Annotated in this window: 27 protein-coding genes; 10 read left to right on the top strand and 17 right to left on the bottom strand. The window is 40.9% G+C overall.

The genetic code is table 11. The annotated features are described in order from the left end of the window. Positions 1-78: 78 nt before the first annotated feature. Positions 79-2,127 carry a site-specific recombinase gene (locus PDL71_RS09960; protein WP_407520514.1) on the bottom strand — a complete coding sequence of 683 codons (2,049 nt, stop codon included), beginning with the start codon at positions 2,125-2,127 and terminating at the stop codon, positions 79-81. Positions 2,128-2,236: 109 nt separating this feature from the next. Here PDL71_RS09960 and PDL71_RS09955 point away from each other — a divergent pair, with 109 nt between their 5' ends. Both PDL71_RS09955 and aat read left to right on the top strand, forming a co-directional pair. Beyond that, positions 2,237-2,527 carry an ATP-dependent Clp protease adaptor ClpS gene (locus tag PDL71_RS09955; RefSeq protein ID WP_407520512.1) on the top strand — a complete coding sequence of 97 codons (291 nt, stop codon included), beginning with the start codon at positions 2,237-2,239 and terminating at the stop codon, positions 2,525-2,527. A gap of 77 nt (positions 2,528-2,604) precedes the next feature. Continuing rightward, complete coding sequence (aat, locus tag PDL71_RS09950; protein WP_407520510.1) at positions 2,605-3,252, top strand: leucyl/phenylalanyl-tRNA--protein transferase; 648 nt, start codon at positions 2,605-2,607, stop codon at positions 3,250-3,252. 45 nt (positions 3,253-3,297) lie between these two features. On the opposite strand, the gene PDL71_RS09945 is transcribed toward aat, so the two are convergent. The 9 genes from PDL71_RS09945 to pdhA all read right to left on the bottom strand — a co-directional run bounded on the left by PDL71_RS09945 (position 3,298) and on the right by pdhA (position 9,719). Then, positions 3,298-4,242 (bottom strand): DUF4349 domain-containing protein, encoded by a 945-nt coding sequence (locus PDL71_RS09945; protein ID WP_407520508.1) that lies wholly within the window; start codon positions 4,240-4,242, stop codon positions 3,298-3,300. Positions 4,243-4,320: 78 nt separating this feature from the next. Next, positions 4,321-4,752, bottom strand: coding sequence for a hypothetical protein (locus PDL71_RS09940; protein ID WP_407520506.1), 432 nt, complete (start codon positions 4,750-4,752; stop codon positions 4,321-4,323). Positions 4,753-4,984: 232 nt separating this feature from the next. Then, a complete protein-coding gene (locus tag PDL71_RS09935; RefSeq protein ID WP_407520504.1) occupies positions 4,985-5,470 on the bottom strand; it encodes a hypothetical protein in 486 nt (161 codons plus the stop codon). Between the two features lie 101 nt (positions 5,471-5,571). Further along, positions 5,572-5,982, bottom strand: a complete 411-nt coding sequence (locus PDL71_RS09930; RefSeq protein ID WP_407520502.1) for an EVE domain-containing protein — start codon at positions 5,980-5,982, stop codon at positions 5,572-5,574. An 87-nt stretch (positions 5,983-6,069) separates the two neighbouring features. Beyond that, the gene (locus tag PDL71_RS09925; protein WP_407520500.1) at positions 6,070-6,792 is read right to left on the bottom strand and encodes a (Fe-S)-binding protein; all 723 of its coding nucleotides are present in this window, start codon (positions 6,790-6,792) and stop codon (positions 6,070-6,072) included. 18 nt (positions 6,793-6,810) lie between these two features. Beyond that, the gene (gene ribH, locus PDL71_RS09920; protein WP_407520498.1) at positions 6,811-7,305 is read right to left on the bottom strand and encodes a 6,7-dimethyl-8-ribityllumazine synthase; all 495 of its coding nucleotides are present in this window, start codon (positions 7,303-7,305) and stop codon (positions 6,811-6,813) included. 3 nt (positions 7,306-7,308) lie between these two features. Beyond that, positions 7,309-7,953, bottom strand: coding sequence for a hypothetical protein (locus PDL71_RS09915; protein WP_407520496.1), 645 nt, complete (start codon positions 7,951-7,953; stop codon positions 7,309-7,311). 49 nt (positions 7,954-8,002) lie between these two features. Then, the gene (locus tag PDL71_RS09910) at positions 8,003-8,692 is read right to left on the bottom strand and encodes a tetratricopeptide repeat protein (RefSeq protein WP_407520494.1); all 690 of its coding nucleotides are present in this window, start codon (positions 8,690-8,692) and stop codon (positions 8,003-8,005) included. 34 nt (positions 8,693-8,726) lie between these two features. Next, a complete protein-coding gene (pdhA, locus tag PDL71_RS09905) occupies positions 8,727-9,719 on the bottom strand; it encodes a pyruvate dehydrogenase (acetyl-transferring) E1 component subunit alpha (protein WP_407520492.1) in 993 nt (330 codons plus the stop codon). A 438-nt stretch (positions 9,720-10,157) separates the two neighbouring features. On the opposite strand from pdhA, the gene recF reads away from it, so the two are divergent. The 3 genes from recF to PDL71_RS09890 all read left to right on the top strand — a co-directional run bounded on the left by recF (position 10,158) and on the right by PDL71_RS09890 (position 12,209). Further along, positions 10,158-11,237, top strand: a complete 1,080-nt coding sequence (recF, locus tag PDL71_RS09900; RefSeq protein ID WP_407520490.1) for a DNA replication/repair protein RecF — start codon at positions 10,158-10,160, stop codon at positions 11,235-11,237. 123 nt (positions 11,238-11,360) lie between these two features. Further along, positions 11,361-11,642 (top strand): DUF721 domain-containing protein, encoded by a 282-nt coding sequence (locus PDL71_RS09895; protein ID WP_407520488.1) that lies wholly within the window; start codon positions 11,361-11,363, stop codon positions 11,640-11,642. 186 nt (positions 11,643-11,828) lie between these two features. Beyond that, a complete protein-coding gene (locus PDL71_RS09890; protein ID WP_407520486.1) occupies positions 11,829-12,209 on the top strand; it encodes a hypothetical protein in 381 nt (126 codons plus the stop codon). A gap of 84 nt (positions 12,210-12,293) precedes the next feature. Here the strand turns inward: PDL71_RS09890 and PDL71_RS09885 are convergent, their stop codons facing one another. The 4 genes from PDL71_RS09885 to PDL71_RS09870 form a co-directional block, all read right to left on the bottom strand. Next, complete coding sequence (locus PDL71_RS09885; protein ID WP_407520484.1) at positions 12,294-13,310, bottom strand: proline-specific peptidase family protein; 1,017 nt, start codon at positions 13,308-13,310, stop codon at positions 12,294-12,296. 81 nt (positions 13,311-13,391) lie between these two features. Next, complete coding sequence (locus PDL71_RS09880) at positions 13,392-14,441, bottom strand: ABC transporter permease (protein ID WP_407520482.1); 1,050 nt, start codon at positions 14,439-14,441, stop codon at positions 13,392-13,394. A 6-nt stretch (positions 14,442-14,447) separates the two neighbouring features. After that, positions 14,448-15,557 (bottom strand): BT_3928 family protein, encoded by a 1,110-nt coding sequence (locus PDL71_RS09875; RefSeq protein ID WP_407520480.1) that lies wholly within the window; start codon positions 15,555-15,557, stop codon positions 14,448-14,450. Positions 15,558-15,770: 213 nt separating this feature from the next. Next, positions 15,771-16,319, bottom strand: a complete 549-nt coding sequence (locus tag PDL71_RS09870; protein ID WP_407520478.1) for a DUF1599 domain-containing protein — start codon at positions 16,317-16,319, stop codon at positions 15,771-15,773. 66 nt (positions 16,320-16,385) lie between these two features. Between PDL71_RS09870 and folP the strand changes: the two genes are divergently transcribed. Then, positions 16,386-17,216 carry a dihydropteroate synthase gene (folP, locus tag PDL71_RS09865; RefSeq protein ID WP_407520476.1) on the top strand — a complete coding sequence of 277 codons (831 nt, stop codon included), beginning with the start codon at positions 16,386-16,388 and terminating at the stop codon, positions 17,214-17,216. 47 nt (positions 17,217-17,263) lie between these two features. Here the strand turns inward: folP and PDL71_RS09860 are convergent, their stop codons facing one another. Next, the gene (locus tag PDL71_RS09860) at positions 17,264-18,187 is read right to left on the bottom strand and encodes an FKBP-type peptidyl-prolyl cis-trans isomerase (protein WP_407520474.1); all 924 of its coding nucleotides are present in this window, start codon (positions 18,185-18,187) and stop codon (positions 17,264-17,266) included. 49 nt (positions 18,188-18,236) lie between these two features. Further along, positions 18,237-19,250, bottom strand: coding sequence for a DHH family phosphoesterase (locus tag PDL71_RS09855; protein ID WP_407520472.1), 1,014 nt, complete (start codon positions 19,248-19,250; stop codon positions 18,237-18,239). A 165-nt stretch (positions 19,251-19,415) separates the two neighbouring features. Here PDL71_RS09855 and PDL71_RS09850 point away from each other — a divergent pair, with 165 nt between their 5' ends. The 4 genes from PDL71_RS09850 to PDL71_RS09835 all read left to right on the top strand — a co-directional run bounded on the left by PDL71_RS09850 (position 19,416) and on the right by PDL71_RS09835 (position 24,623). Further along, complete coding sequence (locus PDL71_RS09850) at positions 19,416-19,832, top strand: nucleoside-diphosphate kinase (RefSeq protein ID WP_407520470.1); 417 nt, start codon at positions 19,416-19,418, stop codon at positions 19,830-19,832. A gap of 113 nt (positions 19,833-19,945) precedes the next feature. Next, positions 19,946-21,868, top strand: a complete 1,923-nt coding sequence (locus PDL71_RS09845) for a DUF3857 domain-containing protein (protein ID WP_407520468.1) — start codon at positions 19,946-19,948, stop codon at positions 21,866-21,868. Continuing rightward, entirely contained in the window at positions 21,868-23,763 is a 1,896-nt protein-coding gene (locus tag PDL71_RS09840; RefSeq protein WP_407520466.1) for a DUF3857 domain-containing protein, read from the top strand. The genes PDL71_RS09845 and PDL71_RS09840 overlap by 1 nt, the downstream gene beginning before the upstream one ends. 86 nt (positions 23,764-23,849) lie before the next feature. Continuing rightward, entirely contained in the window at positions 23,850-24,623 is a 774-nt protein-coding gene (locus PDL71_RS09835; RefSeq protein ID WP_407520464.1) for a DUF4382 domain-containing protein, read from the top strand. A gap of 31 nt (positions 24,624-24,654) precedes the next feature. Here PDL71_RS09835 and PDL71_RS09830 read toward each other — a convergent pair whose 3' ends face one another. Continuing rightward, positions 24,655-25,176: a GNAT family N-acetyltransferase gene (locus tag PDL71_RS09830; protein ID WP_407520462.1), complete on the bottom strand. Its 522-nt coding sequence runs from the start codon at positions 25,174-25,176 to the stop codon at positions 24,655-24,657. Position 25,177 lies beyond the last annotated feature (1 nt).

Below are 25,177 nucleotides of genomic sequence, written 5' to 3'. Positions count from 1 at the left end.
GTGCAAAGATAAGGGCTGAAAGTTTTTTACAAAATTTTTCTTGTAATTATTTCTGATAAGAAACAGGAATGATGATACTTACCGCACCAGCTTTGCCTGTAATTCATCCCCCGTCATTACTGCTGAACGTGGACGGATAAAATCGGCCGGATAACGCATGAAATAACGGCGCAGGATTCCGAGGAATTCAGGATAATCTTTTAAACGGATACCTCTTGATTTTACGGCTACATAAAATGCAAGACCAAAACTTACGAGGAAGTTTAATAAGCCGATCAACAATACACCGGCAACAATGGTGAAAAGATATTTCAACGGCACCTGGTGATCTAATCCATAAAAGCCAATGGCCGTATTACCTGCAGAGATGGTGATATGACGAATATCAAAAGGCAGGCTGAGCATTTTGCCAAAAGCGCCGGCCATACCCAGGAAAAAACCGAGTGAAATACTGCCTGCAAGAGAACCGAGATTATTTTGAACCGTGTTTACAAGGTAACGCAGTTGTTTCTTTCCTAATGTTTGCGTTAATACGGGATGAAACCGTAACCGGTCTGGCAGTTGTGCATACACCACATAATTTTCAACCCAGCCTGCAATCAAACCACTGAGGAAAAGAAAGAAACCGGTAAAGCAGGCATACAATAAAGCGAGACTTTGAAAAGGATGTTGTGCCTGCAGCAATGCATCCGCTTCAGCACCGGTAGCAATTTTTACCCCGGTGGCAGCATCAAACAAACGGGCCAGTAAATAGGTAAGCGGAAATACCACCAACAGGTTTCCTGTAAAAGAAGCAATCTGGCTGCGGCAGGTACGGGCAATGGTCAGAGCAAGATTGTATAAATCCGGGCGGCCGGTAAATTTTGTACTATCTAAGGATGCAGCAATAGCCGACGCTGTAAATGCCGGCTGCTTGGTAGCAAGTGTAGAACCAGTACTCTGCATGAGAATAAATCCTGCTGAATAGTTGGTACTGTACAGCATACCCTGCCAGAAAGGAGTAAGTGCTAACTTGCCCAGGAGGTTTTTAAATACAGCTACAAACGAAACAATAAAGCCACCACCCAGTGCACTACGGAATAGTTTATAAAAATCTTTACGGCTGACAGCAATAAAATTCTCACCACGTTTACCACCATGCTCCGCAATCTGGTAAGCCAATAAGCCAAGGTTCTGTGAAAGAAATTCACCAATACTGTTCTTTCGGTTCTGGTTGCGGATGACGGTGATGAAATAATGTACAAAGCGCTGGGTATTGAAAACATTATCACCATCTAAAGCATCCAGCAGCATAAACATACGTTCTACGTGCTGCTCCATACGGGTGAGTAAAAATGTTTCAGCAAGACTGGTTCCGTTTTCTTTACGGTCATCTTTCAACCACTTGATACTTTGCAGACAGTTATGCAGGGCTTCTGCAATATTCTCCATTAAGAGCTTTTGCTCGTGCGCCTGTAAACTGGTTTGCTTTCGCTCCAGCATCATATTAATGAGCCGGTTCTGCTCAATAAAAGGGAAAGCCCCGTCATTCCATTGATCATAACGGCCGGTTACTTCATTTTCAAGTCCCATCATACTCAAACGGTAAGAAAGGATTTGCAAAGAATCATTCAATTGATTGTGCAATGCCGGTTCACTCAGATTTACTTCAATGCCAATGAGCTCAAAAAGCCGAACCCATAACTGCTCATCCATTTTTTCAATCCACACATAGTCATTCTTCTTGTAAAAAATACGTTCAATCACATACAGAAAATCACTGGGCTTTAATAATGGCGGTATGATTTTATGTTTGAGTTTTGAACTTAACTCCTGTATAAAACCACGGGCACTCAGCAAACCGCTTTCAGTAAGTGCATGCGTGATATCACTGTTAAGAAACTGGTTGAGTAAAGAACGGCGTAACGCAAAAAGAAGAGATCGGTCGTTTTGCAACTGGTACAGAAACGCTTTAAACTTTGTTTCGGCCTCTTCGGTTTTTTCAGGATCAGAAGGGCGGATCTGCTGAAATAGTTCTACCAGGAATTCAAGACCACGATTGGAACTCTTGATGGAAAGCACAATAGCTTTACCCTTGTGGGGTTCAGCATCCTGCACCTTCTTTTTTGGTAAGAACCTGAATTTCATTGAAAAAAGTTATAAGAGAATCGTAATCAGGAGTTAGACAAAAATGATGCCCCTGTTGCTGCAAAGGAAACAGCAAAGCTTAAAATTTGTTCTTTAAATTTGTGTTATCATGCTGAACGTTACAAAAACAAAGGAGTTAACAGAAACGGAGGTACTTACTGACACGGAGGAGCCCTGTAGTCTTGTTGTGTGGAATGATGAGGTTAATACATTTGAGTGGGTGATTGAAACACTGATGGATGTATGTAAACATACAGAGGAGCAGGCAGAACAGTGTGCCTGGTTAATTCACTACAAAGGAAAATATGCAGTAAAGAACGGCAGCTATGATAAGCTAAAACCCATGTGCGATGAAATTACCGACAGGGGTATTGGTGCAACGGTGGAAGTAACGGCTTGACAGCTCCGTTTACAGTTTCACCCACAGTTAAAACTTTTATTTCTCACTTCCCATTTCCAACATCCGATTTTCCAATCATGCCGCTTACTTTATTAGATGAATCACTCTGGTTTCCCCCGGTTACTGATGCTACAGAGGATGGCTTATTGGCTATTGGAGGCGATCTGAGTACGGAACGTTTATTACTTGCCTACCGCAATGGAATTTTTCCCTGGTTTAATGAGGATGAACCGCCTTTATGGTGGTGTCCCCATCCGAGATGTGTTTTATTTCCTGAAGAATTGTACATCAGCAAAAGCATGAAACAATTACTGAAGCGGAATGCATTTACAGTAACGGTGAACCGGGCTTTTGAAGAAGTGATTGATCAATGCGGCGCTACAAGAAAAGAGCAGGAAGGTACCTGGATTACGGATGAAATTATGGATGCCTACATACAACTGCACCGCCTGGGTTTTGCCGTTAGCATTGAAGCATGGAATAATAATGAATTAGCCGGTGGTTTCTATGGCATACGGATGGGCAAAGTGTTTTTTGGTGAAAGTATGTTCAGCCGGCAAAGCAATGCCAGCAAATATGCCTTCATCAGCTATGTACTACAACTGCAAAAAGAAGGTGTGGTATTGATTGACTGCCAGGTGTACACAGAACATCTTGTAAGTATGGGTGCCCGAATGATTGACAGGGATTTGTTTTTATCAATAGTGAAAGAAAATGTTGAGTAAAAAAATGCAGCAGGTTAAAAATATTTTCACCTGCTGCAATAAAAATTATTCTTTAACAGCCACCACCATTACTTTTTTTGACAACCTGCGCCTTTGGAAAAACCAAACAACACCGGTCACAAGTAATAACAAAGGCCAGATGTAAATCAACCCTACCAATACATCCCCTACTCCTTTCCATCCTGTTTCAAAAGCGGATGCAACTTGCCGGAAGAACCCGGGATTTTCCTCTTCTTTTGCTGAAACATTCAACACTTCATAATAAGTAAGATGGATGGTGCTCATAGCCGCAGCATTGGAGAGATAGTTGATTCTGCCTGCTGCACTTTCAATTTCTTCCTGAATTTCGTCAATTTCATTTTGCAACTGCAGTATTTCTTCCATGTTTTTGGATTGTTTCAACAGTTCCAGGTAACGAAGTCTTGCTACCCGTTTTGCCTCCAACCTTGATTTTGTGTCAACATACTGCGATGTAACATCTTCAGAAGTAATTTTCTTTTCATTGATTTTATCTCCGCCCGTTGTTAAAAAATCCACGGCTGACTGAAACTGATCAACAGGTACTTTGAGTGTAATCACATTTTCAATTTTATAGGCTGTTTCTGTTTGTTGTTCATCAGCGATATAACCGCCGAAACGACCGGCCGCTTCGCTGATCTTTTTACTGAAGTCAGCATACTTCTTTGTTTCAATGTTGATATCAGCCGTTTTGATGATTTTCTTATTCCAGTCGGGCTTGTTGTTTACTAATAGAGGAGGTTTTTGTTTTTCTCGAACTTGTTCAGGATCACCCGGAGCGTCTTTTGGTGGCGGTGGCGCTGCAAGCATCAGTTCATTCACTTCATACGAAACCGCAGTAGTATCTGCTACAGCAACGGCAGCACCTCCCGGTTCTTTCATCATTATATCTTCTGATTTTGTTTTACCATCCTGGTTACAGGCAATAAAAAGCACTGTTGCCGAAAAGGCAATGAATAACATCCGGTTCATAAAAATTATTTTAAAAAGGATGCAAAAAAGAATAAAATACATAAGGGAGACAATGAAATCCATTACCTCCCTTGTTGATTACTTTCGTTTAAAAAACAGCAGGGAACTATCTGATGCACGAAGTGTAAACTTTTCTTTATCAAAGGATACAACTTCATTTTTAAATTCTTCTTTTGTTGAATCTGAAATGATAAACGTCAATTGTGCAGTGTTGCTGATTTGATAGCTGAGTTTTTCAACCAGGCTGTCGCCGAGCTTTTTATTGACGGAACCATCGGCCGCAAAATCATAGGTGTAGTTGAGGTAATTACTGTCAATAGCCAGGATCATCAGCCCCAGTACATTACCGGAATCATTTTTGCTAACGGCAACGGAATCCATCTTCCAGCTACCGATCACCGTTTCTTTAAACGGGGGTACAGTTTTTTCAGGTTTTTTCATTACAAAGAAATAATACAAAGCTCCGCCAAGTGCTGCTATCAATACAGCAGCAATGAATAGTTTTTTCATTGTTTAAAAAGTTTAAGATGAACAAATAAAAGACCACATGCAGAAGCAGAAACCTGTTTGCAGTTTTTTATATGGTGCAAATGATCAACTGCTGAAGCAGTTTCATACGGCAGCTCTTTGTAAAAAGATTTGATAATTGATACCCGGAGTGATAAAAAGGTAACCGAAAGAAAATGTTAAAGAGATAGAAATGGGCTAAGAGACCAATGAGAAAAAGAGAAAAGCAGACGTTTTACCAAGCGTCAGAAACTCCATAAATGCATCTTCCATTTTGAATAATAATTGAAGTGGAATTTGAAGGCATCTTTATAGAATTTGATGGCAGGACTTCAATACAAACAGCTTTGTCCCCCGTTTTTAGAAGAAATGTTTTCATAAAAGCATATTTGTTTTTTCGATTAAAAACTATGTGGTGAATGATAGTCTCATCCAAAAGCTTTCTATGATGTTGATTTATCAGGAAACCGGGTTCAAAATATCCTCCCCCATTTCCCAAAGAATCAATTCTACTAAAATAAACATCTTGAGATTTAGGTCTAAACTCAAAGAGATAGGATGTTTTTAAGTTTAAATGAGCTTGAACACTATCACACAGTAAAATCAAATTACTTCCATACTTTTTATCAAATTCAATTATTTCTGCAACCGTTATTGTATCAGACGTTGTATGACAAGAAGATAAAAAAAGAACAGTTAAGAATACAAACAACTTATTCATGCAAAACAGCTTTATATTACTGGTCAAGAAGGGCGTCAAACAGATTACCTCCTTCTCTCCTTTTCTCCTTTACCTCTTAGCCTATGTTTTTCAACAGCCTCTCAGCACTCACCGGCCAATTCCAGCACCACCTTCCATTCTTCATCTGTTATTTTACCAACACTCAGTCTGCCGAGGCGGAGTAAATCCATATTGGCAAGCCGTTTATCTGCTTTCATCTGTGCCAGCGTAACAGGCTTTTTTAATTTACGCACCGGTTTTACATCTACCACCACCCATGCATCTTCATCCGTAGTGGGATCCTGGTACCATTCCTTCACCACTTTGCAAACGCCTACAATTTCCAATCCTTCATTGCTGTGATAGAAAAACAATTCATCGCCTTTCTTCATTGCTTTGAGATTATTACGGGCCGCATAGTTGCGCACGCCATCCCAAAAAGTTTGTTTATCCTTTACAAACTGATCCCAGCTGTATTTAAAAGGTTCGGATTTGATTAACCAATGAGCCATATAATAAATTGATAATTGTAAAATTGAAAATGTATAATTGTTGTGCTGCAAATAATCAATTATCCATTAAGAATTTATCCATTTCTTCTACCATCCATTCGCCAGTACATCAGCAATATGCAAGGTTCTTAAGTTGTGACCTTTTTGTTTGATGTATCCTTCCAAATGCATCAGGCAACTCAAGTCTGTTGAAATAATATACTGTGCGCCGGTAGCCAAAGCATTGTTTACTTTTTGATCAGCCATGGCAATGGAAATCGGTTCAAACTTTACAGCAAACGTACCACCAAAACCACAACAGGTTTCCACATCATTCATCTCTACCAATTCCAATCCTTCAACATGTTCCAATAAAGTTCTGGGCGCCTGTTTGATTTTACATTCCCGCAAAGCGGCACAGCTATCATGATAAGTAGCTTTCCCGTGCAGGGATGCACCTTTTACTTCATCTACCTGCAACACCTCTGTTACAAACTCACTGAATTCAAACAAACGTTTCTGCAAATCTTTTACATCATTATGAACAGATGAGTTGTCAAACAGTTTCCCGTAATAGTTTCTTACAAAGCCGGCACAACTGGCGCTGGGTGCTACCACATAATCTGTTCCGCTGAAATCTTTGAGAAACTTTGATGCCACATCTTTACACTCATTTTGAAAGCCTGCATTAAATGCCGGTTGGCCGCAGCAGGTTTGATTGGCATTATAGTTCACTGTACAGCCCAACTTCTCCAGCACTTTCACCATATTGAAAGCTGTTTGCGGATACAACTGATCCACAAAACACGGTATAAACAATTGTACATTCATGAACAGTATATTCTCAAGTTACCTTAATTTTTTATTCAGGGCTATCATCTTTAAAGCAGTAAGTGCCGCTTCTTCGCCTTTGTGACCATGTTTGCCGCCCAGGCGTTCATTTGCCTGCTGTTCATTTTCAACCGTAAGTACTCCAAATATTACGGGCACATGCAAACTGAGGTTAAGCTGCGTTACACCCTGTGTTACACTCTGGCACACATAATCAAAATGAGGAGTGTCTCCACGGATAACACAACCAAGTGTAATAAATGCATCAGCACGATTAAACAGAGAACCTTCATAGTAGGCTTTCACAGCAAAAGGAATTTCCACTGCGCCGGGAACTGTTACAGGAATAATTTTTTTCACCCCATATTGCTCCAGCACTTTCACACAACCTTTTTCAAGCGCATCAATAATGCGTGCATTCCATTCCGTTTTCACCAAAACAACACAGGCACCCGAAAAATCATGAGTGCCTGTATCAAAACTTAATAAGTTACTGTTACCTGTTGTAGCCATATATTATTTTTCGTAAGGGAAGTTACGGCCCACTTTACGCATCATCCGCTCCATCACCTGGTTAGCAGAACTTAAAACATCTTCATTCATTTCTTTGTAAAAACGCCATAAAAGTTCGCCGTCGCCACCATTATAAATCTGCATGGTTAATTGCCCGGATGCTACTTTACCGGTACCTGCTCCTAACAAAATTGTTTTGGCAATGGCACCGCCCTCGCTTCCTGTTTTTTCATAATTGTAAGTACACTTGATAACGGCATCAACACCCAGAATTTTTGCAATGGAATCCTGCGTAATCGCATCAAGGTTATCATAAATACCGTTCTGCTTCAGTAACGCATTCGTCCTGTCAACATCCTGGAAGCTTACACTAAAATCTTTTGACTTGCGCAACAGGTAAGTGTACATACCCGACTGCATTGCTGTTGATAAATTCTGTTCTTCTCTTTTGTTTGCTTCCGCATCAAAATTCTTTGGCAAACGTTTGTAAGAAATTGTTGCCTTGTAAGGTAAAATTGCAACGGTCTTATGTGTTGCAACCACCTCTTTCATTTTGGGTGATTCAAACACCTGCTTGGCAGATTCAAACTGCGCCAGACAGGCAACCGAGAAAAAAATACTGATGAAAGCGAGTGCTAAAGGTTTCATATAGTTATTCATTTTTGATGACAAGGTTGAAATTTAAATACAGGTTGAATTATTCATTAGTAATCACCCCCAAGCGTGCCAGGTAGCGATCTACAACAAATCCTTTTTCAGTACGGGGATATTTTTCCTTAATAATTTTAAGCATATCTGCTGCCTTTTCGTTTTTGCCCAGCACTTCATAAGCCATGGCAGCACGGAAAAGATTTTCTGAAGAACTTACTTCATCCTTTTCATTGAGCTTACCTGCTTTTTCGTAATAAGAAGCTGCTTCTTCTTTTTTACCATCGCCCATCAGGGCATCACCCAGCATACGCCAGGCCGCACTCTGAATCTGTGTAGCATCTGTAGAAAAATCTTTCAAATACTTGATGGCATTTTTAAAATCATCTTTACGCAGGTAGATGGCGCCGGCATAGTAGTGAGCCAGGTTGGCGGCATCTGTACCGCTGTAATTTTTAATCACTTTCAAAAAACCGGCATTAGCAGCATCACCATTCAGCGCCAGGTCCAATGAGTCTTTTGCAAAATGAAGTTGCGCCATGCTAATGGCTTCATTTGCCTTTTTGGCTTTGGGAGCTACTACAAAATTTTTATAAGCTAACCAGCCACCTGCCACCAGGATAATCAATCCGCCGATATAGGTTACGGGTTTAGAATATTTACCCCAGAAATCTTTTGCTTGTTTCACGGCCTGCACTTCATTTAATTCCTGCGCCGTTGTTTTCTTTGTTTCAGACATTGTTATTGATATAAGAATTTAAGTAGGAATTGTATTAATCAACAATAAAAGGATAGTTCTGATCTACATACACATCCTTGAGCAGTTCATCATCAGCCGGCCATGGGCTTTCTTCAGCAAACTTCACACATTCTTCCACTTCCACACGTACACGCTCATTGATGGCTTCAATTTCAGTTTCGCTCACACCAAATACATTCAACAGCTTTTCTCTGGATGTTTCAATGGGATCACGCTGCTTGTATTCTTCCACTTCTTCCTTGCTGCGGTATTTCTGCGGATCACTCATAGAGTGTCCTTTGTAACGATAGGTTTTGATTTCAATCAACGTAGGTCCTTCTCCTTTGCGGGCACGGTTTACACCACGAATCACACTTTCATGCACCGCTTCAGGATCCATACCGTCAATACTGTCTGCCGGCATATCATACGCATCCGCCAGTTTATAAATATCAACTACGTTGCTGGTACGCTCAACGGATGTACCCATTGCATAGTTGTTGTTCTCACAAATAAAAATCACCGGCAACTTCCACAGCATCGCCAGGTTAAATGTTTCGTGCAGCATCCCCTGACGGGCAGCACCATCGCCAAAAAAGGTTAAACAAACATTATCGGTGCCCTTGTACTTTTCAGCAAAAGCCAGGCCTGCACCTGTACCAATTTGTGCACCCACAATACCATGACCACCAAAAAATCCTACATCCACACCAAAGAAGTGCATACTACCACCCTTTCCTTTGGCACAACCGGTGGCCTTACCAAACAGTTCAGCCATCGCTGCTTTGGGAGTAATACCTTTTGCAATACCTAAAGCGTGACAGCGATAGGCTGTAATAAATTTATCCTCGCCACGGGTAGCGGTCATACAGCCGGCAGCAATCGCTTCCTGGCCTATGTAGAGATGACAAAAACCACGGATTTTCTGCATGCCGTACAATTGACCGGCTTTTTCTTCAAAACGACGCAGTAAGAGCATGAGCTCGTACCAGTACAGGTAAGTTTCTTTTGTGAATTTAGTGGCCACGTTCAGTTTCATTTTTGGAGTGGCAAAGATAAGGGGGCAGAGGCAATTTTGAATTGGCGATTTCAGATTGTTGATTTTGGGTTAGAACACTCATTTTCTGATGAAAATGAGCAAGAAAGGCAGGGTTTTGTTACGGGCTGGAATGCTGATGGCATCGTCCCTTGCGTCGCACATTTCAGGGTTCAGTTTTTCATGGCAGCAATTCACCTCACATTCCCTCTCCCCGCCAGAATGAATCTTTCGGGCTGGCCTCTCCAAATGGAGAGGAGGCGGTGCTTCATCTATCATCCAAACAATTGAACTACCACATCATCTATAAATCTTTTATCAACACATTTTATTAGTGCTCGCTTTCATCAACCTTTCAATCAAGCAAGGGCTGTGCTCTGCAAAATTCCCCCTTTGGGGGACTGAGGGGGCTTCTATATCTTGCGGCTTGTGCTTCAACTGCAAAACATATCGCTCACCCAATTCAAAAACTACAGCCATCAGCAGTTGCGGTTTACACAACCCATCATTGCTTTTACCGGTGCTAACGGTGTGGGCAAAACCAACCTGCTCGATGCCATTCATTATCTCTGTTTTACCAAAAGTTATTTTACGGGAGTGGACAGTAATAATGTACAACATGGCAGTGCCGGCTTCCGTATTGAAGGTATCTTTGATAAAAACGGGGAACTGTTTAAAACCTGCATCATCCTTCGGGAGAATGGCAAAAAGGAAATTACCTGCAATGAAATACCTTATGAAAAATTCTCACAGCATATCGGTTTGTTTCCCTGTGTGATGATTGCACCGGATGACGCCGGGTTGATAACCGCCGGCAGCGAAGGACGCCGAAAATTTTTAGACACCCTGCTGTCTCAAATCAATCCTGATTACCTGCAGCAACTGATTGTATATAACAAAGTATTACAGCAGCGGAACGGGTATCTCAAACAGTGTGCACAAACTCAAACACGCAACAACAGTTTGCTGGAAGTACTCGATGAGCAATTAGTGCAGGCAGGAAATTACATTTATCAAACACGCAACAACTTTCTACCGCTCTTTCAGCAAAAAGTACTGGAATTTTACAAGCAGATTGCCGGAAAGGAAGAAGCCGTAGGCATCAGTTATGAAAGCCAGTTGCACCAGTCCCACTTTCATGCTTTATTGAAGCAATCAACCGACAGGGATTATCTGCTGCAACGAACCAATTACGGCGTGCATAAAGACGACCTGCTTTTAAAATTATATGAAGAACCTTTTAAATCAACCGCTTCACAAGGCCAGCGTAAAAGCTTACTCTTCAGTTTAAAACTAGCTGAGGCAGAAACCATCAATGAACAAAAAGGTTTTTATCCTTTACTCTTACTCGATGACGTTTTTGAAAAATTAGATACCCAACGCATGCACAATCTGCTGGACTATGTGTGCAGCCGAAAGGCACAGGTGTTTATTACAGACCCCAATGAAGAACGGGTGAGGAATGTGTTTGAAGAATTGGGAAGAGAAGTGCAGGTTTACAGTTTATAGTTTGTGTTTTTGGGTACATAGTTCATTGTTCATGGTTATTTAATTATATAGCAGTTCAAACCATGGTACTTCATACCTCCTACTTCCTACTTCTTCTTCCCTCTTCCCTCCTATCTTTGCCTCATGAGCGAATACTCCATACAGGAAGCCATGCAGCAGTTTCTGGAAAAAAGCAAACTTAAGAACAGGGTTCGTGCACTGGAAATAAAAGATGTTTGGGCTGAACTGATGGGCAAAACCATTGCCAACTATACGGATGACATCAAGTTGATAGAAGGACAGCTCATCATCACTACTTCTGTAGCACCTCTCAAACAGGAACTCATTTACCAACGTGAAAAAATACGCAACCGCATCAATGAATTATTCAATGAACATGCGGTTAAGGAAGTCATTATTAAGTAACGGCAGCCCGGTGGTCCCACGCTTTGCAAATTCCCAACAGCAACTACAACTTTCACCTTGGGCAATTACAAATTCATCACTGAATTCTCTCATCTTTTTTTCTGATTACCGTCATCGTTTAAGTGGAGGTGATTGAACAACTTTGAAACGTAATCAAAATCAATCACACCCTAAACAATAAATCCCATGAGCTTTGTAACAGCTGCCACCTGCGGAACCGAGCATCACGAATGGTTGCAGGCCATTGACTTTTACGACAAAGAACTGGACATCCTCGAAAAGCGTCTTGCAGAAATAATCAGTAAAAATACAGGCATGGATGCCATGGCAGGAGCCGAGCATTTTCAGAACCAGTTCATCGTACAGCGAAACAACATTGACGAATTACGCCACAGCATTCGGGAGCACGACCACAAAACGGCAGAAGATGCCTGGGCACATGCCGGGCACATACATAGCGAACTTGTAAGTGAACATGCCGGAGTAAAAGAAGACTTCGACAGTTTTGAAAAAGTAATTAAAGAAGTACGCAGTGAGTTTAACGACTACCTGAGTAAATGGATGTAAAACCAAAATTTTCCCTTTGTTGGTGTTTTTTAGTAACAAAAAAGCGGCCCCGTAAGACCGCTTTTTTTGCTTTAATCCATTCTGTCAGAAGGCAGCTGCATCCACATCTTTTATAAACTTTATCACACCGCTCATAAACACTTCCTGATCATCCCACATTGCCAGGTGACTTCCGTTGGGGCAATAGAGATAATGCCCCTTTTGTACCAGTTTGCTTTGCTCTTCCATTGCTTTGGGGTCCATGGTATCATGTTTAGCACCGATCATAAGTGTAGGCACCGCAATTTCTTTCAAACGGTTTTTAATATCCCAATTTGCAAGCCTTCCTGATACTCCAAATTCACTGGGCCCCTGCATCATCACATAAATTTCACTGTTCACATGTTTCATAGTTCTGTTAAAACCATCCGGCCATTCTTCCAGCCGGCATAAATGTTCCTTGTAAAAGTTGGGAAGGAGCAATTCCATATATCTCGGATTGCTGAAATCCTTTTTTGCTTCAATGGCTCTTATTTCTGCAAGCACTTCGGGTTTCATTTGTTTTGACAATACCTCTTCAGCATACTTGCCATATTCCGTAGCACTTGCTACCATATTTGCTACAATCAAACCTTTCAAATGCTTTTGATACTTTAATGCATACTCCATTGCCAGGAGGCCTCCCCAGGAATTACCCAGTATAAAAAAGTTAGCACTATCTGCACCTATCGCCTGCCGTACCTGCTCTACTTCTTCAACAAACCGTTCGGTGGTCCAGAGGCTGCTGTCTTTGGGTTGATCACTGTAGTAAGAACCGAGCTGATCATATTCATAAAATTCAAAGCCTTCCCGCTGAAAAAAGGTTTCAAAACATTCCATGTACTCATGTGTCATAGCCGGGCCGCCATGCAGGAGCAATACTTTGATCTTTGGATTGGAACCAAAACGTTTGGTCCACACTTTAAATTCACCAACCGGTGTTTTAATGGGAATCATCCGCACACCTGCTGATTGAACACCGGAATCACCATAATTAAAATAATCAGTAACTGAAGGAGATGTTGCTTTTTGTTTGCAGGAAACAGCAACACTAATGATGGAAAGTAAAATAAGCAATCGCATATAGTTGGATTTGAGTTTTTTGTTTATCCGTCAGACGTGGGCGTCAGACGGGACATACTTCTTACTTCATACCTCGTACTTTTATTTCACTCTCACTCTCGGATCTACGACACCATAGAGCACATCAGCCAGAATATTAATCAATACAAAAATGAAAGCACTTAATAATACACTCCCCATCACGACGGGGTAATCTAATTTTTCCAATGCATCTACCGTAACTTTTCCAATACCCCTCCAGCCGAAAATGTATTCCACAAAAAATGCTCCGGCCAACAGTTCTGCAAACCAGCCTGTAACAGCAGTAATCACCGGGTTGAGTGCATTACGCAAAGCATGCTTCCAGATCACCGTTCGTTTGCTCAAGCCCTTTGCATAAGCAGTGCGTATAAAATCCTGGTTAAGTACATCCAGCATGGCACTCCTTGTAAGCTGCGTAATAATGGCTAAGGGACGAATACCCAATGTTATGGCAGGAAGAATTAAATTTTGAAGCGTTAATTTCTTTTCACCGGTTTGCACATCAATATCAAACCAACTGCCGGTCATGTTCAGCCCTGTATAATGACTCAACACAAAACCGAACAGATAAGCAATTAAAATGCCCATAAAAAAAGAAGGCGCTGAAATACCAAGAATACTGGTGAAGACTGATGAAGTATCTAACCAACTGTCTTTTTTTACGGCAGCAATCACACCTAATGTAATTCCAAGCACCGTTGCAATAAACATAGCTGCCAATGCCAGCATAATTGTGCCGGGTAATGCTTCCATCAACACATCCCATACTTCTTTTTTGGTGAGATAACTTTTTCGGAGATAAGGAACTTTAAATACAAGATTGGTTTCGCCACCAATGAACAAACCATTCAATTCTTTTTTATCAATCTCTTCTTTGCTATGAACGGCGATGGGCGATACATCATTTACATACAATACAAACTGTTTCAACTTGGGTTGATCGAGGTATAATTCTTTTTTAATATTGGCAATGGTGGCACTGTCGCCTGTTTGCCCCATCACCATGCGTGCCGGATCTCCAAACCCCTGGAACATCCAGAATACCAATGTAACTACTCCCGCCAGTACCAGCAGCCCATAAAATAATTTGCGGAGGAGATAGTTAATCATGTTGATTTATTGAATACGTCCAAAACCGGCACCACTCCATTTACCTTCCACAAAAGGTCCATTCATTTTATACAATGTAGGAACGGCACGTGCTGCGGTTTTTAACGCTACCACATCACAAACCAAAACAGGAATTTTACCCAGCACTGGATCGTCCTTTAATAAATCCATTACTGCTTCGTATTGAGATGTAATGATGAATACTTTTTGCGAAGCCGCTAATGCAGACGCCTGTTTCATCCATTCATCTTTTGGACTTAACCCATCCGGAGTTCGTATGATGAGTAAATAATAAGTACCCTTTTGATTCAATACAGAATCAGTAATATCAGCACCTTCAATCGTTGTAAGGTTGAAGTCTTTGATCTTCGGTTCATTGTTCTTCCCCTTCTCCAACAAAACCTGCTTGCGTTCTTTAAACGTCCAGGTACTATCGGGCAAAGCAGTTAAAGGAAACTCCTTTGCTTCACCATTCTTTTCATATACAAATTTGTAATCAAATTTATCCGGCACAGCATCCGGCGGCATTTGCCGTTGAATAATCAGGTTACTTCCTTTTTTGAACGGCAGGCAATCAACCACCGGCAAATACTTTAACGTAAACCATTGCAGCAATAATGCAACGACTGCTGCATCAAATACTAAAATTGCATTGATGATGGGTCTGCTGAACATGGGTTGAATTTGATTCCTGTTCCTGAAAATGAACAGGATTAACACCAGCAAAATAATATCCTTAAGAAAAGACTGATCAGGACTCAGCGGTATGCAATCTCCAAAGCAACCACAGGAACGGAAAATCAATTCTCCGTTTTCATTTTTAGCCAATGCCGCATACCCCGTTAAAAAGGTGAAGAATAAAATAAGCGACAACAGCAACCAGCTGAATAACTTCATACGCCAACCAACAATTACTGCCACACCTGCAACAATTTCAAAAGCGTTCATGAGTACACTCATCGCCAATGTATAATCATGCAGGCCAATCCAGCCCCAGGCTTCAAAAAACTCCTGCATTTTATAACTCAATCCAAGAGGATCATTGGCTTTTACCAATCCGGAGAAGATGAACAGCAGTCCAACAATCCAGCGGGTGATCAGGAGTAAAGATTTCATATAACAAGATTTAACACCACTATTAACCCGAAACAATCTTCAACCCTTTCAGAGTTGGTAGTTTACTTGTGTGGTGTAGTTATTCAATTGTAAGCCCTTCGGGCTTTTAAGCAGTTCAGAGCGATAGTAGTAAATACTTCTTACCTCAAACCTCAAACTTCCTACTTCCTACTTCCTACTTCGCACCTCGTACTTCTTACTTCCTATTTGTCTTCACCCCACATGCATTCCTTCACCAATAAGAATTAAAGCGAATACGCTATAGTTGATGATATCGTAAAAGTTGGCATCAATTCCTTCACTCATAATGGTTTTGCCATCGTTCTTTAAGATCTGGCGAATGCGGGCCAGTCTTGCCAGGATCATATCAGCAAAAGTTTCCTGGTGCATTTCCCGCCAGGCTTCACCATAATCATGATTTTTATCCAGCATCAGGTGAAAAGCAGTTTCAATATGCTTACTGTACAATTGCTGTAACTGATCCACCGGCACATCTTCACCATCATCATCACCCAGTTCCAGTTGTATCAAACCAATCACTGCATAATTCAAAATACCTTTGAATTCTGAAGTAATACTGTCGCCTATCTTCTGCTCTTGTTTTTCCTGGATGGTACGGATGCGTTTGGCTTTGATGTAAATCTGATCTACTACAGAAATGGTTCTGTACACCCTCCACGAAGTGCCGTAGTCTGCCGCCTTACTTAAGAAAATACTTTTACAGGCTTCAATCACTTCTTTGTATTGCTCGTTGGTATTCATATTGCTGTTTAAACAGGATGGTTCTTCTATCTTTGTTGCGCCTCCAAAAATAACAGAAAGCAGTTAATGTACACACTCAATTGTAAAGGTCGTTTACTGGTGATAGAACAACCCATTGTTATGGGTATCCTCAATATTACGCCTGATTCGTTTTATAGTGGCAGCCGCACATCAACCAACGATACGATTCTTGCCAAAGCAGAACAAATGTTGCAGGAAGGCGCCACCATTCTTGATATGGGCGGACAAAGCACCAGGCCCGGCAGCACCAGGTTAACTGTAGCAGAAGAAGCAGAGCGTGTGGTGCCGGCCGTTCAACTCGTTAAGAAAAATTTCCCTGAATGTTTTGTATCTGTTGATACGTACCATTCTGATGTTGCCCGTGAAGCTGTAGAAGCAGGTGCCGACATGGTGAATGATATCAGCGCCGGTGAAATGGATGCAGCTATGTTATCAACCATAGCCCGGCTGCAAGTGCCATATATTGCTATGCATATGCAGGGCACACCGGATACGATGCAGCAAAACCCGGTTTATGAAAATGTAACAAGAGAAGTACTGGATTATTTCATCAAAAAAACAGAACAATGCCGGGCTGCAGGTTTCAGCGATGTACTGATTGACCCCGGCTTTGGTTTTGGTAAAACCATTGCCCACAATTTTCAATTATTGCGGGAGTTGGAAGCATTTCAAATATTGAAACAAGCTGTATTAGTAGGCCTCAGCCGCAAATCAACCATTTACAAAACGCTGGGCACAACAGCCGATGATGCTTTAAACGGAACTACTGTATTAAACACCATCGCCCTGCAAAATGGCGCTTCGGTTTTGAGAGTACATGATGTAAAAGAAGCTATGGAAGCAATACAATTAGTAACAGCAGTGTATAAAAAATAAAAAGCGGTTCGTTATGAACCGCTTTTTATTTATAATTTCAAATATGCTTATTGATTTTGTCCGCCGCCTGTTGCAGGAGGAAGTATAGGAGCTGTTTGCTTGGGAGCATCTGTAACATCAACCAGCTCCATTTCAAACACTAATGTTTCATAAGGTTTGATCATGGGTGGTGAACCCTGCATACCATAACCCATCATTGATGGAATATAGGCTTTTGCTTTACCGCCTTTCAACAATTGCTTTACTGCCTCTTCAAAACCGGGAATCATCCCCATCTGGCCAATTACAAACTTCAATGGTTCAGGATGTTTGAACGCTGTATCTACGTTAGAATCAAATTTCTTTCCTTCCAGGTTGGTACCGGTATACATTACTGAAACCTGCTTACCGCTATCAGGTTTGGCACCTGTACCGGGATTGATGATTTCAACAAAAACACCTTTATCTGTTTTAATAGCATTGATGTTTTTTGATTTGATGTAAGACTCGAGGTCTTTGATTTCACGGGCCTTCATATCATCCATTTCCTTTTGAAAATCTGCCTGTGCAACACTTAAATCAGTCATCACTTTTACGATACGGAAAGAGATGGTGATCTTATCACCTTTCTTCAAACCGGGAGGCATTTGTCCCATTTGCTGCTTGGCAATACTATCAGCCAATTGAATTACCACTGCACTATCACCTTCTTTCATCTTAGGCAGAATCTCAGAAATATCATAAGGACGACCTACACTGTCAACCATGGTAAAGGCCGGGATTTTTCCGAATGAATTGTAAGTAACAGAGTCTTTCTGCTTAACCACAACATGAAATTTTACATAGTTGCCGGGCTTTAAAGCAGCTCCTTTTCCATCGGCAATGATTTTGTACATGAGACCGCTTTTGGTTTTCTGAAAGCTGCCCCCGCTGCAGGATACCAGCAACACTGCTACAGACAGAAAAAGAAAAGATTGAATTGAATGTTTCATTTGTTCTTTGTATTTAAAAATTGGTTTAGTTATTGAACCCGGCTGTTAATTAATAGGAAGACAGTTCGGATTTATATTCTTTAATAATGCTTTTAAATTGTTCCAGGTTTTGATCCAGGCTGTCATCACTTTCACCACCGGCGGCATTAAAATGTCCGCCACCGTTAAAATGCTGACGGGCAAATGTATTGCAATCAAAGCCACCTTTACTTCGGAAGCTCCATTTTCTTTTTTCATCCCGGTCAATCACCAAGGCGGCCAGTTTTATACCCTGAATGCCTAACGGATAATTCACAAGACCTTCTGTATCGCCTGTTTTAATATCGTATTTAAGCAAATCCTGTTTCGTTACCCAGATGAGTGCCGTATTGAGCTCGTAGTTAATCTCCATGCGGTGTAACAATACATGCCCTATAAAGCGGAAACGGTTCTCCAGGAAATTATCATATACCTGCTCATGTACAATAGTGTGCTCTAAACCCCGGTGTTTAAACTCAGCCACCATTTCATGTACCGTTGCACTGGCTGAAGAAAAACGGAACGAACCCGTATCACCCATAACACCTGCATACAAACATTGCATCATGGAAAGATTGAGCAGATCCATACGGCCGCTGCCTTTTATAAAATCATACACCATTTCACAGGTAGAGCTTTTGGAAATATCGCTCACACCATAAGCAAAAGCAGTTACTTCCGGCTCCCGGTGATGATCAATTAAAATTTTAACGGCTGTAGATTGCTGCAGCGATGGCGCCATCCGTTTGGTACGGCTGAGCGTATTAAAGTCAAGACAAAAAATCCACTCTGCCTGCCGCAGGCTTTCTTCACTTTTGTCTTTAAACTTTTCATAGTCCAGTACGGTGCGGCTGCCGGGCATCCAGTCAAGAAAAGCAGCCCAGTTGGTAGGCGAAATTACCTGTACGGCATGTCCTAACTGGGTGAGAAAATGATACAGACCCAGTGCAGAGCCCATGGCATCAGGGTCAGGTTTCTGATGCATGGTAATCACCACTTTGCGGGGTGTATCAAGTAATGGATATAATTGATCTACAGATTGCATGAGCGGTTGCAAATGTAGGGGAAATACGCTTCAGGACTTCAGTTATACTATTGCTGTTGTACATAGCATGTGCTGCAGCTATTCCTTACTTCCACAAATTGCCTTCAGAACAACTGGAAAGCTGCCCTGAGCTCCTTACCTTTGCGGCGCAAAAAAATTATAACAATGAGCAATCGTACGTTTACCATGATTAAGCCCGATGCGATGAGGAATGGACATGCAGGGGCTATTTTAGACCACATTATCAAAGCCGGTTTCAGAGTTGTGGCTTTAAAACAAACACTGTTAACCAAAGAAAAAGCCGGTGAGTTTTATGCAGTGCATAAAGAACGTCCTTTCTACGGGGAGTTAGTTGAATTTATGAGCAGTGGTGTAATCATTGCGGCCATTCTTGAAAAAGATAATGCCGTTGCTGATTTCCGTAAAGTAATCGGCGCAACTGATCCTGCAAAAGCAGACGAAGGAACCATCCGTAAATTATATGCTACTTCTGTTGGTGAAAACGCAGTACATGGAAGTGACAGTGATGAGAACGCTAAAATTGAAGGAAGCTTCTTTTTCAGTGGATTGGAACAGTTTTAACCAAAACAGTTTTCTATAAAAAAATCCTCCGCTTAAGAACGGGGGATTTTTTATTAAACAAAAATTTGTTCAATTGCAGCCAATTGGTAATTTGAGACGGTAAAACACTACACATGAAACCCTTAATCACCACCCTCCTGCTGCTTACAGCTATCTTTTCTTTTGCACAAAAGGCCCCTGTCTTCGGAAAAATTGATAAAGCTGACCTGGAAAGCAAAGAATGTCCTTACGAAAAAGATGCACCTGCTGAATGCCTGTATGATTACGGTGAAGTAAATTATTATGTAAACATGAACAACTTCACCAACGAACGGCTGGTATGGAACCGCATTAAAGTATATAATGAAAAAGGCCTGGACCGGGCTAATATCAAAATTCCTTTTTATGCAAAAGGAAACCACATTAATATCATTAAAATTTCAGGCTATACTTACAACCTGGACGCTGCCGGTAATGTTGAAAAATTTGAATTGGAAAAAAATGCCATTTACCGTCAAAAAATCAATGAATCTTTTGATGAGTTGGTATTTACATTGCCACAGGTAAAACCCGGCTGTGTATTTGAATACCGTTATACCGTTGTGAAAAAAGATATATTGGAACTGGACGGATGGACCTTTCAACAAAGCATACCGGTACGTTACAGTAAATATGATGCAGGCATACCTACTGTGCTTGGTTTTAATTACCGACTTATACGTCGCATGCAGGTAGAAGAGAACACTGAGTCAGGCACCAGTGGTATGCGCCGTAAAATTTTTGAAATGCGGAATATCCCATCGTTGAAGAAAGAGCCATTCATGGGTTCTGTAAACGATTATTATCAGCGTGTGGAGTTTCAGTTAAGCGGTTATGCGGGACAACCCTTACCCAGTGCCAGTTGGAAAGGATTTGCTGATATGTTGCTGGATGATGAGGACTTTGGACTTCAACTCAAGAAAAATGTTTTGAAAAATCTTCCATTGGAAGCAGAACTGAAAACGCTTACAAATCCGCTGGATAAAATCAATCACATTTACAAATTTGTACAACGTACCGTTGCATGGAGCGGCACTAATAATTATTGGTGTAAAAAAGGAGTTAAACAGGCATTGGAGTCAAAAGAAGGCAATAGTGCAGACATCAACCTGCTGCTCGTAAACCTGTTGCGTGATGCCGGTATTGAGGCTTATCCTATTCTTGTAAGTACAAGACCACATGGAAAAATAAATGTATCCTTTCCCTTCCGGGATCAGTTTGATAATGTGTATGCCTATGTTCCTACGGAAAAGGGAAACTTTATCATGGATGCTTCCAATAAACAGAATCCATTCTTTTTAACGCCCTGGGATGTTCAGTTTTCAAACGGTTTTGTAGTAGATAAAAGATTGCCGCAGATTTACCGTATAGGTGATATTACGAATAAACATAAACTCACAACAGTATTACAAACCGAAATCAATGGCGATGGTAATGTTACAGGTGTAGCAAAAACCTACGCCTCAGAATATGCAAAAATTGAGCGGTTGAAACACCTGGAGAAAGGCACGGATGTTTTTAAAGATCGTTTTTACACTTCGCTACATAAAGACTTTACGTTTGACTCTGTTGATATCAAGAATAAAGATCACGATTCCTTAGGACTGGAATGTATTGCCAATTACAAAGGTGAGTTAACCAGGAGCGGTGAGTATATGCTGTACAATCTTAATTTCCTGAGTGAACTGAGCGAAAACCCTTTTCTTTCTGAAGAACGTATTTCAACGGTTGAGTTTGGTTACAACCAATATAAAGTACTTACCGGCAACATCGCATTTCATGAATCATTAGTACCGGAAGAGCTCCCTAAGAATATTAAAATGATTATGCCTGACTCCAGTATTATCCTGCAACGGTTTTGTCAACTCAGCGGCAACACCATTTCTTTCCGTGTGGTATTACAGATAAACAGGCCCATGTATTTTGCTGATGAGTACCTTGACTTTAAAGCATTTTATGCAGCCCTGCTGGAAACATTAAATGAGCAGATTGTATTTAAGAAAAAAGCAAGACCCTGATGAAACATTTCTTTGGCCTTTTATTACTCCTCACAGCTTTTGCCAAGGGGCAGCAGCCTGTTTATTCTTCAAAACTGTTACCGGACAGCTTGAAAAAAGATGCAGCAGCAGTTTACCAGATGGAAGAGATGATCATTAATATACGCTCTGCCTCTGAACTTAGTATTAGAGAGCATACCATTGTAACAGTCTTAACAAAAAAAGGCTTACGCCACACAGTGATTCAGGTGGGGGTTAATAAATTTCAAAAATTAGATGAGGCTGGTGTAAAAGTATACAATGACGAAGGAATTGAAATTGCACGTTACAAAAAGAAGGACTTTAAGCTGGAAGGTATTTACAGTGATATGACACTTGCTTCAGACGACAAAGTTTACATTCTGGAAATACCAACTCCTCCACTTCCATTTACCATCGAATACGATTATACAACCAACCTTAGTGGTTATATCAGTTTGCCCAGTTGGTATTTTGGTAATAGCCAGGAATCAATTGTAAAAAGCCGGTTTGTTGTAAAAACCAATGAAAAAAACCCCATTAATTATAAAGCTTACAACATAGCAATAACTCCATCCATAATTAAAGAAGCTGAAAGCATTACTTACATGTGGGAAGTTAACAATCAGGCGGTTTTAAAATCAGAAGAAAATTCTTATGGCAGCAGATTATTACCAAGAATTGACCTGTCGCCCCTTCAATTCAGCTATGATGACAAACCGGGAACAACTAAAAGCTGGAAAGAATTCGGCATGTGGCGTTACCCTTTTTACACTGATGCAAATCCTTTCAGTCCGGAGAGGATAAACTTTATTAAAACGCTCGTAAAAGATGCAAAAACTGAACGTGAAAAAATCAGTATTCTTTATAAATACCTGCAGAATGAAACAAGATATGTAAACATTGCGTACGGTATTGGCGGCTTGAAACCATTTCCTGTATCGTTTGTTGAAACAAAAAAATACGGCGATTGTAAAGCACTTTCAAATTACATGAAGCATCTGTTACTTGCAGTAGGTATAAAAGCGTATACTGCCAGTATTTATGCCGGACCGGATAATATTCCATTTGACCCGGGATTTGTTACCAATCGTTCCAACCATATTATTGTTTGTGTACCCATGGCAAAAGATACAATGTGGCTGGAATGTACCTCAAAAGATAATGCACCGGGAATACTCGGCGCATTTACAGAAAACAGAAATGCATTACTAATCACCGAAAATGGCGGTATCTTAGTAAATACTCCTAAAAGCAGGGCTGAAAATAATCAATGGAAATCCCACACTTCCATAACACTTTATGAAGACGGAAGTGCTGTTAGCAGAAGCAGGATTTTCGTATCCGGAGAGTTCTGGACACCTTTCTTTTACCTGGTATCAGGCAAATCAAAGGATGACATTAAAAAATTCCTTGTGCAACAGCTGCAGTTTAAAACACCTGATGACCTGGAAGTAAAAATACTGAACGATTCAGCCGATGGTCATAATATTGAAATGTCCCTCGCTTATTCCCAGTACTATGATTTTAAAACCGGAAGCAAATACTTTTTACCCGGACGGCCTTATAAACTGAATGATGAAGAAATCAAACCCGCCGAAACCCGCACCACTGATTATCTCTTTGACTTTCCATACACCAAGACGGATTCAACTGTTTTTTATCTTCCCGGGAATTTTAAACCGGAATCAATGCCGGCAGATGCCCGTTTCAGCAAAGAGTTTGTGGATTATGAACGTAAACTCAAAATAAATGAAGCGGAGATGACCTTAACCTTATCTTCCCGACTGGTTTTAACAAAACACATCATCCCTCCTGCTCTTTATAATTCCACTGCAAAAGAGTTTGAACTTATCCGGAAAGATGAAAACCAGAAACTGGTATTAAAAAAGGAATGAGACCATCGGTTTTACCTCATTTACGACCATGTGAATGGTTAACTTTGGCATGTTTCTTGAAAACAGATCATCAAACTTATTGAGTTATGAAAAAGATATTCTTTGCGGCTATTGCCATGCTGATGCTTTTTGGAATGAATGCCTGCAACAAAAATAAACAGGCTAAACTGGAAGTTTACCTCACGGATGATCCTGCCAATTACAGTGAAGTAAACATTGATATTCAAAAAGTTTTAATCAATGTAAGCAACGGAGGAGAAAACTGGAAAGAATTACCGATTACTCCCGGCGTGTATAACCTGCTCGACTTTAGAAATGGTTTGGATGTATTACTGGGTTCGATTGAATTACCGGCGGGAAAAGTTTCACAAATACGGATGGAACTGGGTGCCAATAACAGTGTAAAAGAAGGAACAAATGTGTATGCGTTAACAACCCCTTCTGCCCAGCAATCAGGCTTGAAGTTTAACGTAAATGTTGAATTAACGGAAGGTATTACTTACAGACTCTGGATTGATTTTGATGCCGGCCGTTCTGTGGTAAAAGCAGGCAACAGTGGTAAATATATTTTGAAACCGGTTATCAGAACTTTTACAGAAGCTACCGGGGGCGCTATCAAAGGCATTGTTTTACCGGCGGCAGCTGAGGCATGGGCCTATGCCATCAGCAATACCAACGATACAGTTGCCAGTGCCAAACCTGAAACAACCACAGGTATGTTTTTAATGAAAGGTGTGCAGGCAGGTACTTACAAAATTGCCATTGACGGTAAAAACAATTACAAAGACACAACAATCGCCAATGTAAACGTTACGAATGGTGTAGTTACCAATATCGGCACCATTACACTGGTTCAGTAATCCCATGAATGATCTTTATAAAAAGCGCTGGCTATGTCAGCGCTTTTTTCATGAGCCAATCCGTTTGAGGATCGTTACCAATGGGGAATATATGTTCGCCAAATTTTTCAAAACCCCACTTTTGATAAAAGGCAATGGCCCTCGGGTTCTTTTCCCAAACCCCCAACCATATAACTGATTTCTTCAGTTCAACTGCTATATCGATACAAGCCTGCATGAGAGCCGGGCCTACTCCTTTTCCTAAAGCGCTTTGTACCGAATAGATGCGGGCAATTTCAATAGCATCAGCACCTACTATAATCTGTTCTTCATTTTCTTCACGCATGCGTACATATCCTACGACATCATCACCATCATATGCCAGTAAAAAAATACCCTCATTGTTCAACACCTGCTGCATCAATGCCTCTTTGGTGAAAACAGTGTTCATGAAATGATCCATGTTTTCCTTTGTATTGTCTTTGGCAAAAGCATCATAAAACGTACTGCGGCTGAGATCAGCAATCATTCCGGCATCAGCTATCGTAGCTTTTCGTATTCTTACTGCACTCATA

Origin of the sequence: Lacibacter sp. MH-610 (assembly GCF_045780045.1) — a bacterium.
Taxonomy (GTDB): Bacteria; Bacteroidota; Bacteroidia; order Chitinophagales; family Chitinophagaceae; genus Lacibacter.
The sequence above is the reverse complement of the archived record's forward strand: the minus strand, read 5'-3'. Positions and strand labels throughout refer to the sequence as shown.

Coding starts and splice junctions, on each gene's coding strand:
- PDL71_RS09960 (WP_407520514.1), bottom strand. CDS start 2,127: ATGAAATTCAGGTTCTTACCAAAAAAGAAGGTGCAGGATGCTGAACCC.
- PDL71_RS09955 (WP_407520512.1), top strand. CDS start 2,237: ATGCTGAACGTTACAAAAACAAAGGAGTTAACAGAAACGGAGGTACTT.
- aat (WP_407520510.1), top strand. CDS start 2,605: ATGCCGCTTACTTTATTAGATGAATCACTCTGGTTTCCCCCGGTTACT.
- PDL71_RS09945 (WP_407520508.1), bottom strand. CDS start 4,242: ATGAACCGGATGTTATTCATTGCCTTTTCGGCAACAGTGCTTTTTATT.
- PDL71_RS09940 (WP_407520506.1), bottom strand. CDS start 4,752: ATGAAAAAACTATTCATTGCTGCTGTATTGATAGCAGCACTTGGCGGA.
- PDL71_RS09935 (WP_407520504.1), bottom strand. CDS start 5,470: ATGAATAAGTTGTTTGTATTCTTAACTGTTCTTTTTTTATCTTCTTGT.
- PDL71_RS09930 (WP_407520502.1), bottom strand. CDS start 5,982: ATGGCTCATTGGTTAATCAAATCCGAACCTTTTAAATACAGCTGGGAT.
- PDL71_RS09925 (WP_407520500.1), bottom strand. CDS start 6,792: ATGAATGTACAATTGTTTATACCGTGTTTTGTGGATCAGTTGTATCCG.
- ribH (WP_407520498.1), bottom strand. CDS start 7,305: ATGGCTACAACAGGTAACAGTAACTTATTAAGTTTTGATACAGGCACT.
- PDL71_RS09915 (WP_407520496.1), bottom strand. CDS start 7,953: ATGAAACCTTTAGCACTCGCTTTCATCAGTATTTTTTTCTCGGTTGCC.
- PDL71_RS09910 (WP_407520494.1), bottom strand. CDS start 8,692: ATGTCTGAAACAAAGAAAACAACGGCGCAGGAATTAAATGAAGTGCAG.
- PDL71_RS09895 (WP_407520488.1), top strand. CDS start 11,361: ATGAGCGAATACTCCATACAGGAAGCCATGCAGCAGTTTCTGGAAAAA.
- PDL71_RS09890 (WP_407520486.1), top strand. CDS start 11,829: ATGAGCTTTGTAACAGCTGCCACCTGCGGAACCGAGCATCACGAATGG.
- PDL71_RS09885 (WP_407520484.1), bottom strand. CDS start 13,310: ATGCGATTGCTTATTTTACTTTCCATCATTAGTGTTGCTGTTTCCTGC.
- PDL71_RS09880 (WP_407520482.1), bottom strand. CDS start 14,441: ATGATTAACTATCTCCTCCGCAAATTATTTTATGGGCTGCTGGTACTG.
- PDL71_RS09875 (WP_407520480.1), bottom strand. CDS start 15,557: ATGAAATCTTTACTCCTGATCACCCGCTGGATTGTTGGACTGCTGTTC.
- PDL71_RS09870 (WP_407520478.1), bottom strand. CDS start 16,319: ATGAATACCAACGAGCAATACAAAGAAGTGATTGAAGCCTGTAAAAGT.
- folP (WP_407520476.1), top strand. CDS start 16,386: ATGTACACACTCAATTGTAAAGGTCGTTTACTGGTGATAGAACAACCC.
- PDL71_RS09860 (WP_407520474.1), bottom strand. CDS start 18,187: ATGAAACATTCAATTCAATCTTTTCTTTTTCTGTCTGTAGCAGTGTTG.
- PDL71_RS09855 (WP_407520472.1), bottom strand. CDS start 19,250: ATGCAATCTGTAGATCAATTATATCCATTACTTGATACACCCCGCAAA.
- PDL71_RS09850 (WP_407520470.1), top strand. CDS start 19,416: ATGAGCAATCGTACGTTTACCATGATTAAGCCCGATGCGATGAGGAAT.
- PDL71_RS09845 (WP_407520468.1), top strand. CDS start 19,946: ATGAAACCCTTAATCACCACCCTCCTGCTGCTTACAGCTATCTTTTCT.
- PDL71_RS09840 (WP_407520466.1), top strand. CDS start 21,868: ATGAAACATTTCTTTGGCCTTTTATTACTCCTCACAGCTTTTGCCAAG.
- PDL71_RS09835 (WP_407520464.1), top strand. CDS start 23,850: ATGAAAAAGATATTCTTTGCGGCTATTGCCATGCTGATGCTTTTTGGA.
- PDL71_RS09830 (WP_407520462.1), bottom strand. CDS start 25,176: ATGAGTGCAGTAAGAATACGAAAAGCTACGATAGCTGATGCCGGAATG.